The following is a 17,196-nucleotide window of genomic DNA, read 5'->3' as shown; positions in this document are numbered from 1 at the left end:
GCTTTGCGGCTTCCCCGGGAGGGCCCTTCGCATTTCGCCCGGGGGACGATCCCCCGGAGCCCCCTGCGCCTCCGCCATCCCCCACCCGCCCGCCCCTGGGGCTGTGTTTCAAAGTCCCGGCCCACTCCGCTCGCCTGGCGGCTCGCTACGTGACCGAGCCTGGGCGAACGCGGCATCGCTTCGCGATCTACCCGGTTCCGCTCGCCTCCGGCATCGCTCCACCGGGCAGCCCACGCGTTCGCGCGCATGCCTGAGGCCACTTCGAAACAGGCCCTCGGCCCCCTCCTTGGAGTTGCGCTCCGAGATCCGGCTTCCGGGGCGCGGGCTGCGATCTACTGGCTGCGGTCGCTCTGGGGCGGGCTCACATCTCTCAGGTGGGCAGGTCGTGGAGGCCGGTGGTGCGGCCTTGCTGGAGTTCGGCGGTCACGGGCTTCTCGCCCAAGGCGTTTCGCAGTGTCGCCATCGTGCGGGCCACGTCGGTGCCGGCCGCCTGCGGTAGTGGGGCGCCCGTCTCCTCCCGGACGGCGGTGGCCGCGCCCAGTAGGCGTGCGGCCCGGTGGTGCTCACCCGTCAACGCGTGGGCGGCGGCCAGTCCCTCCAGCGCCAGCGCCGCCGCCCTCGGGTCGCCGGTGCGGCGTGAGACGGACAGAGCCTCCAGGTGCGCCTCGCGGGCGGTCGCGGCGTCGCCGCGCTGCTCGGCGACGAAGCCCAGTTCGGACAAGGTGAGCGCCACCCCGGGGTCGAACCCGACCCGCCGCTGCCAGTCGAGCGCGTCCCGCAGAAGCTTCTCGGCCACGTCCAGCCGCCCCTGCCGCCGTGCCCCCATGGCCAAGCCCATCTCGGCGAACACCTCTCCGGGCCGGTTGCTCTGCTCGGTCGCGAGCCGCTTGGCCTTCTCGTGGTGCGCCTCTGCTCCGGCCAGGTCGCCGGTCATCATCGCGATCCTGCCGAGCCCGGACAGCAGGTACGAGACCTGCGTCCAGATGCCGAGGTCCTCGGCCAATCGCAGCCCCTCGCGGAGCAGCTCGGCGGCACCCTCGTAGTCGCCCCGGATCTCGGCGAGCCTGCCGAGCAGGTCAGCGGCCCGCAACCGCCCCCAGCGGTCCCCGAGGGCGTCGAACAGCGCCGCGCCCTGCTCGGTGTGGCGGCCGCAGGCGGCGAGATCTCCGCGGATCAAGGCGTAGTGGGCCAGGGTGGTCAGCGCGGCGCCCGTGCCCCAGCGGTCCCCGGCTTCGCGGAAGGCGGCGAGGGCCCGCCGCGCCAGCCGTTCGCCGGTGGACAGGTCCGCGCCGCCGAGCAGGATCTCCGCCAGAAACCATTCCGCCTGAGCCCGGCCGCACGGGTCGTCCAAGACCTCGTACGGTTCCAGAGCCGCCTGGACCCGCCGCGTCCGGTCGATGCCGTGCCGGCCGAGCATCTCCATGCCCGTCCGCCAGACTCCGGCCGCGGCCCTCGCGGAGGTCGGCGCCCGGCCGTCGTGCGCGAGCGACAGGTCGAGGAGACGGCGCCCCTCGCCGAGCCGTCCGCGCAGAAACCAGTACCAGGCCATCGCGTTGACCAGGCGCAGCGCGAGATCTGGGCGGTCGTGCCGCACGGTGCTTTCGACGGCGGAGCGCAGGTTGGCGTGTTCCAGATCGAGGCGTTGCAGCCACTGCCGCTGGTCAGGGCCGCGGAGCCGCTCCGCCGCCCGTTCGGCGAACGCGACGTAGTACCCGTCGCGCCGGGTTCGGACGTGCTCGGACTCGCCGGAATCCCGCAGGCGCTCGGCGCAGTAGGCGGCGACGGACTCCAGCAGCCGGTAACGGTGCCCGCGAGCGTCGCCGGTCACCACGACCATGGAACGGTCGACCAGGCGGGACATCAGGTCCGCGACGTCCTCGACCGCCACCCCGCTCCCGGCGCAGACCGCCTCGGCCGCCTCCAGCGAACAGCCGTCGACATGCACCGACAACCGCTGCAGGACGGCGCGCTCGGGCCCGGTCAGCAGGTCCCAGCTCCAGTCGATCGCCGCGCGCAGCGTCCGCTGCCGCCTCGGAACGCCCCGCCGCCCGGCCGACAGCAGCCGGAACCGGTCGTGCAGCCGGGCCGCCAGCTCGTCCGCACCGAGCGCGCGGACCCGGGTGGCCGCCAGTTCCAGCGCCAGCGGGATGCCGTCGAGACGGCGGCAGATCGCCGCGACGGCGCGGGCGTTGTCGGCGGTGAGGGCGAAGCCGGGCGAGGCGGCGGCGGCGCGCGCGACGAACAGCCGGACGGCGCTGAAATCCCGCAGGGACGCCGGGCCGGTCTCCTCCGACGCGTCCGGCGGCTCCAGCGGCGGCACCGTCCACACCGCTTCACCGCCCACCCCGAGCGGCTCCCGGCTGGTCGTCAGGATCCGCACCTGCGGCGCCGCCGCCAGCAGCCGGTGCGCCAGCTCGGCCGCGGGCTCGATCAGGTGCTCGCAGTTGTCCAGTACCAGCAGCAGCCGCCTGCCGCGCAGCGCGCGGGCCACCCGGTCGGCGGCCGGAACGGCTCCGCCATGAGGGTCCCGGACGGCGTCGTCGCGGACGCCGAGCGTGGCGGCGACCGCGTCCGCCAGCGCGTCCGCCCGGTCGTGACCACCGAGTTCGACCGACCACACGCCGTCGGGAAACGCGTCGAGGAGCCCTGCGGCGATCTCCAGGGCCAGCCGGGTCTTGCCGACTCCTCCCGGCCCGGTGAGCGTCACGAGACGGTACGGCTCCAGCAGCGCCCGCACTTCGGAGACCGCCTCGTCGCGGCCGATCAGCTCGCCGGGCGGCGCGGGCAGGTTGGTCCGGGGGCCTCCGGGTGCCAGGGCCGGGTCCCGGGTGAGGATCGCCTGCCGGAGGGCCGCCAACTCGGGGCTCGGATCCAGACCCAGTTCCTCGCGCAGGCGGTCGCGCAGCTCTCCGAAGGCGTCCAGGGCCTCGCTCTGCCTTCCGGCACGGTACAGGGCGCGCATGTGGGCGGCGCGCAGCCGCTCCCTGAGGGGCTCGCGGGCCACCAGGTCGCTGAGCTCACCCACCAGCGCAGTGTGCTCGCCGAGGGCGAGCCGGGCCTCGAAGAGATCCTCCACGGCCGTCAGCCGCTGCTCCTCGAGGCGAGTGATCGTGGCCTGCGCGAACGGCTCGTCGGCGAAGGAGGCATGGGCGGGGCCCCGCCACAAGGCCAGCGCGTCGGTGAGCAGTGCGGCCCTGGCACGGGGATCGGCGGTCCCCCGCGCCCGTGCCAGGAACACGGTGAACCGGCCCGCGTCCACCTTCTCGGGATCGACCCGCAGCGAGTATCCCGGTGCCTGGAACACCACCAGTTCCCTGCCGCCCGGCTCGGCGTCCTCCAAGGCCCGGCGCAGCTGGGACACCTTGACCTGGAGCGCCCCCGCCGGGTCCGCGGGACGCGCCGGCCCCCACAGATCGTCGATCAGCCGCTCCGCCGACACCGGCCGCCCGTCCTGGACGAGCAGGTCGGCCAGCAGTGTCCGGACCTTCAACCCCCGGATCGCGACCTGGGTGCCGTCGGCCGTCCAGACCGTCAGCGGTCCGAGCACCCCGAAACGCATGTCCCCACGATAACGCGGTGATCGGCGCCTACCGCGGTGGGCTGCGGGCGGTAGGCGGACGAGAAGCGGGCGGTAAGCGCGCGGCCGCATAGTCGGAGACGGCGACAAGACGCCTGTGAGCCTCCTACCGAAGAGAGACCATGATGCGTTTCGCGCCCAAGCCGGGGTTGAGCCTGGCCCTGCTGGCGTTCTCCAGCCTCATCACCTCACTCGACTTCACCATCGTCTACGTGGCGCTACCCGAACTCGTCCGCGACGTCGGCTTCTCCGAGGGCTCGGCCCAATGGGTGATCAGCGCCTACGCCGTGTTCTTCGGTGGCTTCCTGCTGCTCGGCGGCCGCTCGGGCGACCTACTGGGCCGCCGCCGCATGTTCGTCCTGGGCATGGTCGCGTTCGGCGGCGCGTCCCTGCTCGGCGGCCTCGCCACCTCCCCGGGCGCACTGGTCGCCGCCCGCGCGATCCAGGGAGTGGGCGCCGCGATCGTGTTCCCCGCCACCCTGGCGCAGGTCAACACCATGTTCGGGGAGGGACGCCGGCGGCTCAGGGCGCTGGGCGTGTGGGCCATGGCCGGCGCCGGGGGACTCAGCGCCGGAGCGTTGCTCGGCGGCCTGCTGACCCACGCGTTCGGCTGGGAGGCGGTGTTCCTCGTGAACGTGCCGCTGGTGGTCGCCGCGGCCGCCGCCGCGTTCTGGCTGCTGCCGGCGGACGGGCCCGTCGACCGCGGCCACGGGTACGACCTGCCCGGCGTGGTGACCGGCACGGCGGGCGCCACCCTCCTGGTGTACTCGATCGCCGAGGTCCCCGACGCGGGCTGGACCTCACCGAGGGTCGTCGTCGGGGCCGCGCTCGCGCTCGGCCTGCTGGCCGCCTTCCTCGCCGTCGAGGCGCGCAGCCGCAGCCCGCTGATGCCGCTGCGCCTGCTGCGCGACCGCGATCTGGCCCCCGCCCTCGTGATCATCTTCGTGTTCGGGGCGACCATGCAGAACGTCGTGTACTTCCTCACGCTGTACTTCCAGGACGTGCTGGGCTACACGGCTCTGCGGGCAGGGCTGGCCTTCCTCGGCCTGTCCGTGGTGATCGCTCTGGGAAACTTCGTCGCGGGGCGGCTGATGCTGCGCATCGGCATCCGCGGCACGCTCCTCGCCGCGCTCCTGCTCGGGGCCGGAGGCAGCGCCCTCCTGGCGGCCGGGATGGTGGCCGACGGCTCCTATCTCACCGTCCTCGCCGGGATCGCCGTGTACGGGATGGGCATGGGCACGATCTATCCCACCCAGTTCGCCGCCGCCGCCACCGGCGTGGACGCGCGAGAGCAGGGCATCGCCGGCGGCATGGCCAACACGGCCATGCAGATCGGGGTGGGCGTCGGCCTGGCCGTGCTCGTCGGCGTCGCGGCGTCCGGCATCGGCACCGCCGGCGGCCTGCGCGCCGCCGTCACGGTGTCGGCCGGCCTGACACTGCTGGGCGGTATCGCCGCCCTCGCCCTTCCCGGCCGGTCCGGGGGTGCGCCCGGCGCGGGCGCCCCCGGAGGCGAGCCGGCGGAAGCAGGCCGGTCGAGGTCCGCCGCGCGATCATGACGCGGCTGTCGCCCGGCTGCGGCGGGCCGGGTGCCGGCGCATAGCCTTGAGGGGTGCGGAAGGTCTTGGGTGGGGTCGTCGACGTTCTCTGCGTGCTCGTGTTCGTTGCCATCGGGCGGGCTTCGCATGAGGAGGCGGCCAGTTTGGGTGGATTCTTGTCCACTGCCTGGCCGTTTCTTACGGGGCTCGGCGTCGGGTGGGGTCTTCTCCGGGCCTGGCGGCGGCCCGAGGAGTTCTCGCCCGTCGGGGTCGGTGTCTGGGTCTCGACCGTGGCCGTGGGGATGGTCCTGCGGGTCTTGGCCGGGCAGGGCACCGCCCTCGCGTTCGTGATCGTGGCTTCCGCGTTCCTCGGTGCCGCGCTGCTCGGGTGGCGGCTCCTGGTCCGGGTGGTGGGAGCCCGGAAGGCGTCCGCCTCCGGTTGAGGCGCTTGTGGGGCTCCTCCAAATGACCGGGCGGTCTCTTTGGCTGATCGAGCCAGTTGACGGGGTCGCGCCGCCCTGGTGAAGTTACCCGCGAGTTATGTACGGGCGCGAGCCTTTCCTGTGAAGGGGACACGATGCCATCTGCGCTGCGCGACTGGCTGGACAAGCCGAACACCGGACGCGGTGTCCACCTGGCGGCCGACGACGGCGGCTGGGAGTTCCGCGACTACGGTGAGCTGGCGTCGGCCGCGCGGCGCACCGCGGGAGCGCTGGTCGAGGAGGGCGTCCGGCCGGGCGACGTCGTGTGCCTGATCCTGCCCACGGACTTCACCTGCGTCGAGACGTACTACGCGGTCTGGGCCGCGGGGGCCACGGTGTGCCTGATCACTCCGCCGCTGTTCCAGGACGGCGACGACTACGTCGCGCACGTGGCGGCGATCCTGCGGCAGGCGTCGCCGGCGCTGGTCGTCGCCTCCGACGGGCTGGCCGACCTCGCGCGGCGGGCCATGGCCGACGCCGGGCTGGACGGGGAGCCCTGGCGTCCCCGGCAGGCCGGCGAGGAGGTCGAGGTCCAGCCCGCGGGTGAGCTCGCCCTGCTGCAGTTCACGTCCGGGTCCAGCGGGTCGCCCCGGGGCGTCATGGTCACCTGGGAGAACCTGGAGGCCAACAGCGAGCTGATCGCGCGGATGGCCGGGTACGAGGACGGGGACGTGGTGGCCTCCTGGCTGCCGCTCTACCACGACATGGGGCTCATCGGCTGCTTCCTCACGCCCATCGCGCGGCAGGGGACGCTGAAGCTGATGCGGCCCGACCACTTCATCCGCGACCCGGCACGGTGGCTGCGGTGCTTCGCGGAGGCGGCGCACACGGCGGCGCCTCCGTTCGCCTACGCCTATTGCGCGCGGCGGGTCAAGCCCGAGCAGCTGGAGGGCCTCGACCTGTCGGGCTGGAAGATGGCGCTGATCGGCGCCGAGCCCATCGACCCGCACGCGCTGGAGGTGTTCGCGCAGCTCGTGGAGCCGTTCGGGTTCTCCCGGACGATGTTCAAGCCCGCCTACGGGATGGCCGAGACGACTTTGCTCGTCACCATGGACGACGCCCCGCGCAACCCCCTGGCGATCCGGCCCGACCCGGAGGCGCTGGCGTTCGGGCGGCCCGTCCGGATCCTGGAGCAGCACCGGCTCGGGGCCGAGTCCCTCGGCGCCAAGGCCGGCTGGGTCGTCGGGTGCGGGACGCCCGAGGACGACGTGCCCGTCACCATCGTCGACGACGAGGGGCGCGAGCTGGAGAGCGGGCTCCTCGGCGAGATCGTCGTGGGGGGACCGTCGGCGTGCCCGGGGTACTTCGCGGGGGCCGAGGCCAAGTCGACCCGGTTCATGGACGGGAAGGTCTACACCGGCGACGCCGGGTTCTTCCACGAGGGGCAGCTGTTCGTCCTCGGGCGGATGGGCGACAGCATCAAGGTGCGCGGGCGCTCGGTCTACGTCGAGGACCTCGAATCCAAGATCGCCGAGGTGAGCGGGCTCGGGAAGGGCCGCATCGTCGTGGTCGGCGTCCCCGGCGCCGGGCGCAAGGGGCTCGCGCTGTTCGCCGAGACGCAGGACGAGGCCTGGATCGGCGGGGTGCGCGAGATGCTGCGGCGGCGCCTCGGGGACGACGTGGAGCTGACGATCGTCGTCGGTGCCGGGCTGATCCAGCGCACCTCCAGTGGCAAGCCCCGCCGCAGGTACATGTGGGAAAGGCTGCAGGGCGGCCACCTGGAGGGCGCGCGGATCATCAGCTGATTGCTAAAGCCGGTGATAACAGGACAACATGGCGTTGACGCTGTGAGAGGGCCATGATGCCGGCTGTTGCCAAGACGCTCCTGAAGGTGGGCTCCCGCCTGGGGGCCACCGCCCAGAACGCCCTGGAGGTCGCCCGTTTCGGGGGGTTCGACACCGACGAGGACGCCTCGCCCTGCGACGTGGTGACCGAGCAGCGCGTCTACCGGCTGCGGCACTACTTCCCCGGCGCGGGCGGCGGGCCGGTCGTGCTGCTCGTCCCGCCGCTGATGATCACCGCGGAGGTGTACGACATCTCCTCGCGGGTCAGCGCGGTGCGGGTGCTGCGCGACCTCGGCGTCGACCCGTGGGTGGTGGACTTCGGGGCGCCCGAGCGCGAGCCCGGCGGGCTGGAGCGGACGGTCAGCGACCACGTGCTGGCCGTCAGCGACGCGGTGGACCGGATCCGGGAGGCCACCGGCAGGGACGTCCACCTCGCGGGGTACTCGCAGGGCGGCATGTTCGTCTACCAGGCCGCCGCGTACCGGCGCAGCGAGGGCATCGCGTCCGTGGTGACGTTCGGGAGCCCGGCCGACACCAGCGTCGGGCTGCCGTTCGGGCTGCCGAGCTGGCTGGCGTCCGAAGGGGTCGAGCGCATACCCGACGCCCTGCTCGGCGGGTTCGCGGTGCCGGGATGGGTCACGCGGCTCGGGTTCCAGCTGCTCAGCCCCGTGAAGTCGGTGCGCTCGCGGGTCGACTTCATCCTCCAGCTGCACGACCGGGAGCGGCTCGCGCCCCGGGAGCGCCAGCGCCGGTTCCTGGAGCGGGAGGGCTGGGTGTCGTGGCCCGGGCCCGCGCTGGCGGAGTTCATCCGCCAGTTCATCCAGCACAACCGCATGCTGACCGGCGGGTTCGTCATCGGCGACCGGCTCGTCACGCTCGCCGACATCACCTGCCCCGTGCTGACGTTCCTCGGGGAGGTGGACGAGATCGCGGCGCCGCCGATGGTGCGCGGGATCCGGCGGGCCGCGCCGCGCGCCGAGGTGTACGAGGCGTCCCTGCGCGCCGGGCACTTCGGGCTCGTCGTCGGCAGCCTCGCCATCGCGCGGACGTGGCCGGCCGTCGCCGCGTGGGCGCGCTGGCGGGACGGCGAGGAGGAGCTGCCCGAGATCGTCGTGCCGGTCACCGGGGACGAGGAGGCCGCGTCCGCCGGGCTGCCGGGCGGCCCCGCCGGGTACGGGCTCCAGCTCGCCGTGGGCGTCGGGGCGAGCGCCGCCCGGTCGGCGTACCGGACCGCGACGCGGGCCGTGCACGGGACCCGCCAGCTCGGCGGGGAGGCCGCGCAGAACCTGCCGCGCCTGGCCCGGCTGGAGCGCATCCAGTCCGACACCCGGATGTCCATGGGGCTGCTGCTGGACGAGCAGGCCCGCCGCATGCCGGACGAGGTCTTCTTCCTGTACCAGGGGCGCGGGCACACCCACGACGCGGCCAGGCGCCGCATCGACGCCGTGGTCCGCGGCCTGATCCACATCGGGGTGCGGCGCGGCGACGCGGTCGGGGTGCTGATGGGCACCCGGCCGACCGCGCTCGCGCTCGTCGCCGCGCTCAACCGGCTCGGCGCCGTCGCGGTGCTGCTGCGGTCCGACGGCGACCTGGCCGCCGAGGCCCGGCTCGGCCAGGTCACGCGGATCATCGCCGATCCCGGGCACGCCGCGGCCGCCGCGAAGCTGGAGGGCGTGCCCGGCTTCCTGCTGGGCGGCGCGGGACGCGGCGAGCGCGGTCCGCTGATCGACATGGAGGCCATCGACCCGGACCGGGTCGAACTGCCCGGCTGGTACCGGCCCAACCCGGGCCGCGCCGGCGACCTGGCGTTCGTGGTCTTCCGCGGCGAGGGGGACCAGCTGCGCGCCAGCCGCATCACCAACCGGCGGTGGGCCCTGTCGGCGTTCGGGACGGCGTCCTCGGCCTCCCTGTCCTCGTCCGACACGGTCTACAGCCTCACTCCGCTCCAGCATCCGTCCGCGCTGCTGATGAGCCTCGGGGGTGCCGTGGCGGGTGGCGCGCGGCTGGCACTCGCCGGCGCCCACACAGATCCCGGGGGGCGTGGGGGGTCGTCACCCCACCAGGGGTTCGACCCGGAGACCTTCTGGGACGAGGCGCGCCGCTACGGCGTGACCGTCGCCTCCTACACCTGGACGCTGCTGGGCGAGCTCGTGAACGCGCCGCCGAACCCGGCCGAGCGGCACCACGCCGTCCGCCTGTTCATCGGGTCGGGCATGCCGCGCAACCTGTGGCGGCGGGTCGAGGAGCGGTTCGCGCCCGCGCGGGTCCTGGAGTTCTACGCCTCCACCGAGGGCGAGTCGGTGCTGGTCAACCTGAGCGGCAAGAAGCCCGGATCGCTGGGGCGGCCGCTGCCGGGCAGCGCCGAGGTGCGCCTGGCCCGCTACGACCTGGAGAGCGGGCGGCTCGCCGAGGGACCGGACGGGTTCGCCGTCGCGTGCGAGCCCGGCGAGATCGGCATGCTGCTCGCCCGGGTGCGGTTGTCGGCGATCGGGTCGGCGGCCCGCCCCGTACGGGGGGTCTTCCGGCCCGAGGACGCCTGGACGATCACCGGTGACCTGTTCCGGCGGGACGACGGCGGCGACTTCTGGCTCGTCGGGCGGGAGACCGAGCTGATCCGCACGGCCGACGGCATCGTCCCGCCCGGCCCGATCAGGGACGCGCTCGGGGACCTGCCCTACGTCGACGCCGTGGCCGTCTACGGGATCCCGGTGGGCGACACGGAACTGGCCGCGGCCGCCGTGAGCCTGCGGGCCGCCCGGGGAGGCCGCGCGGCGGACGCCGTCAAGCCGGTGGACCTGTCGGAGGCGCTGCTGCGGGTGGAGCCGGGGCTGCGGCCCGCGATCGTGCGGATCGTCGACGAGGTGCCCGTCACGGCGGGACGGCGGCTGCGGACGGCGCCGCTGCGGGACGAGGGCGTCCCGGCGGCGGGCGACGGGCGCGCCTTCTACCGGGACAAGGCGGGCGCGTACCGGCCGCTCACGGACGCGGCGCGGCGACGGCTCCTCAAGGCGCCGCCCGCCCGCGAGGCCCGCTGACGACCAAGTCACCGCCGATAAGTCTGGACTTACGGGCGGCCGTTGCGTTAGAACAAAGCAACAGATTTCGCGCATTTGTTGCACGCGTCCGGAGGGGTCATGACGAGCGTTCTCGCGCCGCCGCCGCAGGGCAGCGACCTGAAACCGGTGCCCGGCGTGCCCGGCGTCCCCTACATCGGCAGCACGCTCGCGGTGATGCGCGACCCGATCGGGATGGCCCGCAAGAGGTACGCCGAGTACGGCCCGGTCGCCTGGGGATGGCTGCTCGGCCAGCGGATGGTCACCGTCCACGGCCCCGAGGCCGCCGAGGTCGTCCTGGTCAACCGGGACAAGGCGTTCGCGAACGGGCCCGCGTGGAGCTACTTCATCGGCCCGTTCTTCAACCGCGGCATCATGCTCCTGGACTTCGAGGAGCACCTGCACCACCGCCGCATCATGCAGCAGGCGTTCACCCGTCCCCGGCTGCGCTCCTACATGGACGCCATGGCGCCCGGCATCGTCAGGGGCGTGGAGTCGTGGGAGCCCGGGCAGGGCTTCAAGGTCTACGACCACGTCAAGAAGCTCACGCTCGACCTCGCGGTGGACGTCTTCATGGGCATCGAGCTCGACGACGCCGAGCGCGCGCGGGTCAACGGCGCGTTCATCGACGCCGTCCGGGCGGGGACGGCCTATGTCCGCTTCCCGGTCCCCGGGCTGCGCTGGCACAAGGGCCTCCAGGCCCGCAAGGTGCTGGAGGAGTTCTTCTACCGGCACCTGCCCGCCAAGCGCGAGGGCGATGGGAGCGACCTGTTCTCGGCGCTCTGCCAGGCCGAGACCGACGACGGCGAGCGGTTCACCGACGAGGACGTCGTCAACCACATGATCTTCGCGTTGATGGCGGCGCACGACACCACCACCATCACACTGACGACGATGGCCTACTACCTGGCCAAGTACCCCGAGTGGCAGGAGCGGCTCCGCGAGCGGTCGCTCGATCTCGGCGCGGAGCGGCCCGGCTTCGACGACCTGGACGCCTTCACCGGCATCGACATGGTGATGAAGGAGTCGATGCGGATGGTCACGCCCGTCCCGGCGCTGCCGCGCAAGGTCGTCAAGGACACCTCCATCCTCGGCTTCCACGTCCCCGCCGGGACGACCGTCGTGGTGCCGATGCTCAGCAACCACCACATGGCCGACTGGTGGACCGATCCCGACGAGTTCGACCCCGGGCGGTTCTCCCCGGAGCGCCGCGAGGACAAGGTCCACAAGTACGCGTGGGCGCCGTTCGGGGGCGGCGCGCACAAGTGCATCGGGCTGTACTTCGCCGGGATGCAGGTCAAGACGATCCTGCACCAGATGCTCCTGCGGTACCGCTGGAGCGTGCCCGCCCGGTACGAGTGGCCCCTGGACACCACGTCCCTTCCCTCGCCCAAGGACGGGCTCCCCGTCCGCCTCGACCGACTGGAGCAGAGAACATGAGCAAGGTCGTCGCCATCACCGGGGCCGCGCGGGGGATCGGCCTCGCCACCGCCCGCGCCCTCAAGGCCAGGGGCGCCACCGTCGTCATCGGCGACATCGACGAGACCGCCGTCAAGGAGGCCGCCGAGTCGCTCGGCGTCACGGGCCTCGCCCTGGACGTCACGTCCCGCGAGTCGTTCACCGCCTTCCTCGACAAGGCCGAGGAGGCCGCCGGGCCCCTCGACGTCGTCGTCAACAACGCGGGGATCATGCCGATCGGGCCGGTCACCGACGAGAGCGACGCCGACGCCCGCCGCTGCATCGACATCAACGTGCACGGCGTGATGCTCGGCACCAAGCTCGCCCTCGACCGGATGCTGCCGCGCGGGCAGGGCCACGTCATCAACATCGCCTCGCTCGCCGGCGTCATGTTCACCCCCGGCCTCGCGCTCTACAACGCCAGCAAGGCCGCCGTCGTCGGGTTCACCGAGGCGACCCGGCTGGAGGTGGCGGACCGGGGCGTGCACGTCAGCGCCGTCCTGCCCACCTTCACCAACACCGACCTGGTCGCCGGGACGCGCAGCCCGAAGGGGCAGAAGAACTGCGAGCCCGAGGACATCGCCGCGGCCGTCGTCGGCCTGGTCGGCAGGCCGCGCCCGCAGGCCGTCGTGCCGAAGAAGCTCGGCGCGCAGGTCCGGCTCGGCGCGCTGCTGCCCGAGCGGGTCCGGCTGGCGACCTCCCGCCGCCTCGGCCTGGACAAGATCTTCCTGGAGTACGACCCCGAGGCGCGCAAGGGCTACGACGCGCGCATCCGATCGGGTTCCTAGACCGCTCCGGCCCGCCGCGCCCTGCGGAAGGCGCGGCGGGCCTGCGGCAGGTAGCGGACGGCCTCGGGCAGCAGCGGCCACACCCGGCCCGCCGCGCGGACGGCCGCGGCGAACCGCCGGTGGCGGCGCTCGTCGGCGGCGCTCCACGGCAGGTCGAGCAGCTCGCGCATGCGCGGATGCAGGCCGCCGACCGTGATGAACCGGGCGACCGCGTTCAGGGGCGGCGACACCGCCCGCCACACCGGCGCCGGCACCTTCGGCGGCGCGGGCAGCCCCTTGGTGACGTAGCCGACGCCGTACCGGGCGGTTCTGTGCGCGACGATCTCCTCGTCCAGCATCCGCTTCCAGTACGCCTGGAACGCCTCCCAGTCGTCCGGCATGGCCCGCTCGCTGACCCCGTACATCCGGAACCAGGTCTTGGACTCCTCGTAGATCCGGCGCTTGTCGTCCTCGCCCAGCGGCCGGATGAAGGTCTCGACGCCGTACAGCATGTTGTCGAGGAACGTCGCGTGCGCCCAGTAGTAGGTCTCGGGATCGAGCGCGTGGTAGCGGGAGCCGTCCGGCAACGTGCCCTTGATCTCGCGGTGGTAGTCGCGGACCCTGCGGCCCGTCGCGGCGGACCGCTCCCCGCCGTACACCGTGTCCAGGATCGGGCCCGCGGATCGCCTGACCCGCGCGAACGTCTCGGCGAAGAACACCGAGTGGTCCAGGACGCCCTGGCCGAGCGCGGGGAGCATGTTCTGCAGCACGCCAGCCCGGGGACCGACGAGCAGCATCCGGGTGTCGCCGAAGTACCGCCAGGTCAGCGAGCCGGGCCCGAGAGGGGCCGGAGTCCGCGCGTCGGCCTCGTCCGTCATGTTTGCACCGCCGGGGGTCGGAACAGAACTACAGAACGACGATTATTGTAACTGTGTCGCATCCGGTGCCGTGGTGCCGGGTGCCCGGCGGTTAGGGTGCGGTCATGACCACGGACGCGACCACCACGCAGGGGCTGCGGGACCGGCTGGCGGCGCCGGACGCCGGCGCCGACGACCTCGACACCCGCATCCTGGACGCCGCGCTCGCGGAGTTCGAGACCTACGGGCTGCGCCGGGTCAGCGTCGAGGACGTCGCCAAGCGGGCCGGGGTCGCCCGCACCACCATCTACCGGCGGTTCACCAACAAGGAGCAGCTGCTCCAGGCCGTGATCCTGCGGGAGTGCCGCCGCTTCCTCACCGCGATCGCCGAGGCCACCGAGGACCTCGCCTCCCCGGAGGACGCCGTCGTCGAGGGCTTCGTGGTGGGCCTGTGCAACGCCCGCACCCACCCGCTGATGACGCGCGTCCTGCAGAGCGAGCCCGAGGCGTTCCTGCCCCAGCTCAGCATGAACGGCGGCGCCGTGATGCTCGCGGCCCGCGACATCCTCGCCGACCGCCTGCGCCGCGCCCGCCCCGGCGCCGCCGAGGACCACGACACCGTGGCCGAGGTCCTGCTGCGGCTCGCGGTCTCGCTGCTCCTCATCCCGGGCGGCGGCCTCGCGCTGGACGACGAGCACGCCATCCGCGCCTTCGCCCGCGACTACTTGACGCGTCTATTGCCTTTTTCTCCTCCTTCGGGCCTGGCGGCCCTCCATCGTCGATAAAGGCGGCGATCGCTGGCATCGCTCCGGCTCGCCTGGCGGCTCGCTGCGCGATCAGATTCTTGCTTCGCTCGAATCTGCCTTTGGACGCGATCGCGGGCATGAGGTTGTCGTGGGGTTGGGGTGGGGCTGGGGTGGGGCTGGGCGTTTTCCGGTTGGGGCGTGTCCCGTACGCTCTGGTTGTCGAATTTCGTTCTAGAAGCGGAGGTGCGGCATGGCGGCGGTCGTACAGACGTCCCACGGGAAGGTCCGGGGCACGGCGCGGGACGGCGTCACCGCCTTCCTCGGGATCCCCTACGCCGCGCCGCCGTTCGGGGCGAACCGCTTCCAGGCGCCGCGCCCGCCCGAGCCATGGGACGGTGTCCGCGACGCAGTCGAGTACGGGCCGACCGCGCCCAAGCCCGGGTATCCCCGGGTGTTCGCCGCGCTCCTGCCGGACCCCGCGATCCCGGGCGACGACTGCCTCAACCTGAACGTGTGGACGCCCCGCCTCCCGGAAGGCGCCGGACGGGACGAGGCGGGCCTTCCGGTGATGGTGTGGATCCACGGGGGCGCGTTCAGGAACGGGTCGGGCGCCGTCCCCGTGTACAGCGGCCACACCTTCGCCCGCGACGGCGTCGTCTGCGTGACGCTCAACTACCGGCTCGGCGTCGAGGGCTTCGCGCACCTGCCCGGCGCCCCGCCGAATCGCGGACTGCTCGACCAGATCGCCGCGCTGGAGTGGGTCCGCGACAACATCGCCGCGTTCGGCGGCGACCCCGCCCGGGTCACCGTGTTCGGCGAGTCGGCGGGCGCGATGAGCGTCACCACCCTGCTCTCCCTCGACCTCGGCCTCTTCCACCGCGCCGTCGCGCAGAGCGGCGCGGGCGGCATCGCCCAGGATCCGGCCGACGCCTTGCTCGTCACCAAGGAGATGGCCGCCCGCCTCGGCGTCGAGCCCACCGCCGGAGCGTTCGCCGCGCTCGACCCGGCGGCGATCATCCCGGTCCAGAACGCCGTCGCCGCCGAGGTCGCGGCGCTGCCCGACCCCGGCCGCTGGGGCGCCACCACGGCCGCGGGCGGCATGGCGCTGACCCCGGTGCTGGACGGCGATCTGATCGGGCGGCGCCCCGAGGACGCCATCGCCGCCGGGGCCGGGCGGGACGTGGACTTGCTCATCGGCTACACCACCGAGGAGTTCCGGCTCTTCCTGATGCCGACCGGGATCGCCGCCGGCCTCAACGACGAGCTGGTCGCCGCCGTCGCCGCGGGCATGGGCGTCCCGCCCGGGCTGCCCGCCGCCTACCGCGCCCACCACCCGGACATGGCGTCCGGCGAGCTGCTGGCGGCGATCATCACCGACAGCCTGTTCCGCATCCCCGCCCACCGCGCCGCCGCCGGGCACGCCGACTCCGGCGGGCGCACCTGGATGTACGAGTTCGCGTGGCGGTCGCCGAACCACGATCTCGGCGCCTGCCACGCCTTGGAGCTCGGCTTCGTGTTCGACAACCTCACCGCCGAGGAGGAGGGCCTCACCGGACCGAACCCGCCGCAGGCGCTCGCCGACCGGATGCACCGCGCCTGGACCCGCTTCGCCGTCACCGGCGACCCCGGCTGGGACCGGTTCGACCCGTCGAGCCGCGCGGTCATGGTCTTCGACGCCCCCGGCGACGAGGTCGTTCACGACCCCCACGGCCGCGACCGCGAACTCTGGGACTAGAGGAGTCCGTCCACCACGTGTTCGGCGATGGCCAGTGAGGACGTCGCGGCGGGGGAGGGGGCGTTGCGGACGGTGGTGATCGGACCGAGGCGTCCGATGCGGAAGTCGTCCACCAGCGTGCCGTCGGGGTCCACCGCCTGCGCACGGACGCCCGCGGGCGCCGGGACGACGTCGGCGGCCGTCAGTTCGGGGACGAAGCGGCGCGCCTCGGCGACGAACGCCCGCTTCACCGCGGACCCGTACAGCTCCCGCGCGCCCGTCCGCCAGTGCCGCCGCGCCAGGCGGCGGAAGCCGGGCCAGCGGACCGCCTCCCAGAGGTCCGCCGGACGGACGTCGCGCCGCCGGTAGCCCTCCCTGGCGAGGGCCAGGACGGCGTTCGGGCCGATGTCCACGCCGCCGTCCACGCGCCGGGTGAAGTGCACGCCGAGGAACGGGTAGCGCGGGTCGGGCACGGGATAGATGAGGCCGCGCACGAGATCCGTCCGGGACGGGAGGAGCCGGTGGTACTCGCCGCGGAACGGGATGATCGCCGGGGCCGGAGCGTCGCCCGCCAGCCGCGCCACCCGGTCGGACTGGAGGCCCGCGCAGACCACGAGCCGGTCGAAGGTCAGCTCCTCGTGCGGGGAGGCGACCGTGACGCGGTCGCCCGCCCGGCCGATCCGCACGACCTCGAAGCCGAGCCTGACCTCGCCGCCGCCGTCCGCCACGTCCTCCGCGAACGCGCGGGCCACCGCCGGGAAGTCGACGATCGCCGTGGTGGGGGAGTGCAGGGCCGCCACGCCCGCCGCGTGCGGCTCGATCTCGGTCAGCTCACCGCCGGTCAGCCGCCGCAGCCCGGGGACGCCGTTGGCGGTCGCGCGGCGCTCGATCTCCTCCAGCGCGGCCGTCTCCGCCGCGTCGCGCGCGACGACGAGCTTGCCGCACTCCTCGTACGGCAGGTTTCGGTCAGCGCAGAATTCGTTGAGCAGGACGATGCCGCGCCTGCACAGGGTCGCCTTCAGCGACCCCGGCGCGTAGTAGAGGCCCGCGTGGGCGACACCGCTGTTGCGACCCGTCTGGTGGGCCGCGACACGGGCCTCCTTGTCCAGGACCGTCACCTTCAGCCCCGGACGCTCCAGCGTCAGCCTGCGCGCGATCGCCAGCCCGACGATGCCCGCGCCGACGACGCCGACCCGTGTCTCCGCCACACCCGCACCCTAGTG

11 protein-coding genes are annotated in these 17,196 nt (G+C 73.5%); 8 read left to right on the top strand and 3 right to left on the bottom strand.

The window, feature by feature from the left end:
• Positions 1-370: 370 nt before the first annotated feature.
• Positions 371-3,559 (bottom strand): BTAD domain-containing putative transcriptional regulator, encoded by a 3,189-nt coding sequence (locus AB0H37_RS28805; RefSeq protein WP_360616380.1) that lies wholly within the window; start codon positions 3,557-3,559, stop codon positions 371-373.
• Positions 3,560-3,699: 140 nt separating this feature from the next.
• Here AB0H37_RS28805 and AB0H37_RS28800 point away from each other — a divergent pair, with 140 nt between their 5' ends.
• The 6 genes from AB0H37_RS28800 (at position 3,700) to AB0H37_RS28775 (ending at position 12,677) form a co-directional block, all read left to right on the top strand.
• Complete coding sequence (locus tag AB0H37_RS28800) at positions 3,700-5,133, top strand: MFS transporter (protein WP_360616379.1); 1,434 nt, start codon at positions 3,700-3,702, stop codon at positions 5,131-5,133.
• Positions 5,134-5,186: 53 nt separating this feature from the next.
• Positions 5,187-5,555, top strand: a complete 369-nt coding sequence (locus AB0H37_RS28795; protein ID WP_360616378.1) for a DUF3054 domain-containing protein — start codon at positions 5,187-5,189, stop codon at positions 5,553-5,555.
• Between the two features lie 134 nt (positions 5,556-5,689).
• Positions 5,690-7,339, top strand: a complete 1,650-nt coding sequence (locus AB0H37_RS28790; RefSeq protein WP_179833067.1) for an AMP-binding protein — start codon at positions 5,690-5,692, stop codon at positions 7,337-7,339.
• Positions 7,340-7,392: 53 nt separating this feature from the next.
• Entirely contained in the window at positions 7,393-10,413 is a 3,021-nt protein-coding gene (locus AB0H37_RS28785; RefSeq protein ID WP_360616377.1) for an AMP-binding protein, read from the top strand.
• A 99-nt stretch (positions 10,414-10,512) separates the two neighbouring features.
• Positions 10,513-11,871 (top strand): cytochrome P450, encoded by a 1,359-nt coding sequence (locus tag AB0H37_RS28780; protein ID WP_360616376.1) that lies wholly within the window; start codon positions 10,513-10,515, stop codon positions 11,869-11,871.
• Positions 11,868-12,677: an SDR family oxidoreductase gene (locus AB0H37_RS28775; RefSeq protein WP_360616375.1), complete on the top strand. Its 810-nt coding sequence runs from the start codon at positions 11,868-11,870 to the stop codon at positions 12,675-12,677. The genes AB0H37_RS28780 and AB0H37_RS28775 overlap by 4 nt, the downstream gene beginning before the upstream one ends.
• Here the strand turns inward: AB0H37_RS28775 and AB0H37_RS28770 are convergent.
• The gene (locus AB0H37_RS28770; RefSeq protein ID WP_360616374.1) at positions 12,674-13,534 is read right to left on the bottom strand and encodes an oxygenase MpaB family protein; all 861 of its coding nucleotides are present in this window, start codon (positions 13,532-13,534) and stop codon (positions 12,674-12,676) included. The two genes, AB0H37_RS28775 and AB0H37_RS28770, sit on opposite strands and share 4 nt — an antisense overlap.
• 104 nt (positions 13,535-13,638) lie before the next feature.
• Here AB0H37_RS28770 and AB0H37_RS28765 point away from each other — a divergent pair, with 104 nt between their 5' ends.
• Positions 13,639-14,298: a helix-turn-helix domain-containing protein gene (locus AB0H37_RS28765; protein ID WP_360616373.1), complete on the top strand. Its 660-nt coding sequence runs from the start codon at positions 13,639-13,641 to the stop codon at positions 14,296-14,298.
• A gap of 211 nt (positions 14,299-14,509) precedes the next feature.
• Complete coding sequence (locus AB0H37_RS28760; protein ID WP_360616372.1) at positions 14,510-15,994, top strand: carboxylesterase family protein; 1,485 nt, start codon at positions 14,510-14,512, stop codon at positions 15,992-15,994.
• Here the strand turns inward: AB0H37_RS28760 and lhgO are convergent.
• Entirely contained in the window at positions 15,991-17,181 is a 1,191-nt protein-coding gene (gene lhgO / locus AB0H37_RS28755; RefSeq protein ID WP_360616371.1) for an L-2-hydroxyglutarate oxidase, read from the bottom strand. The two genes, AB0H37_RS28760 and lhgO, sit on opposite strands and share 4 nt — an antisense overlap.
• Positions 17,182-17,196: the final 15 nt, after the last annotated feature.

This window comes from Actinomadura sp. NPDC023710 (assembly GCF_040639875.1).
Lineage (GTDB): Bacteria > Actinomycetota > Actinomycetes > Streptosporangiales > Streptosporangiaceae > Spirillospora > Spirillospora citrea.
The sequence above is the reverse complement of the archived record's forward strand: the minus strand, read 5'-3'. Positions and strand labels throughout refer to the sequence as shown.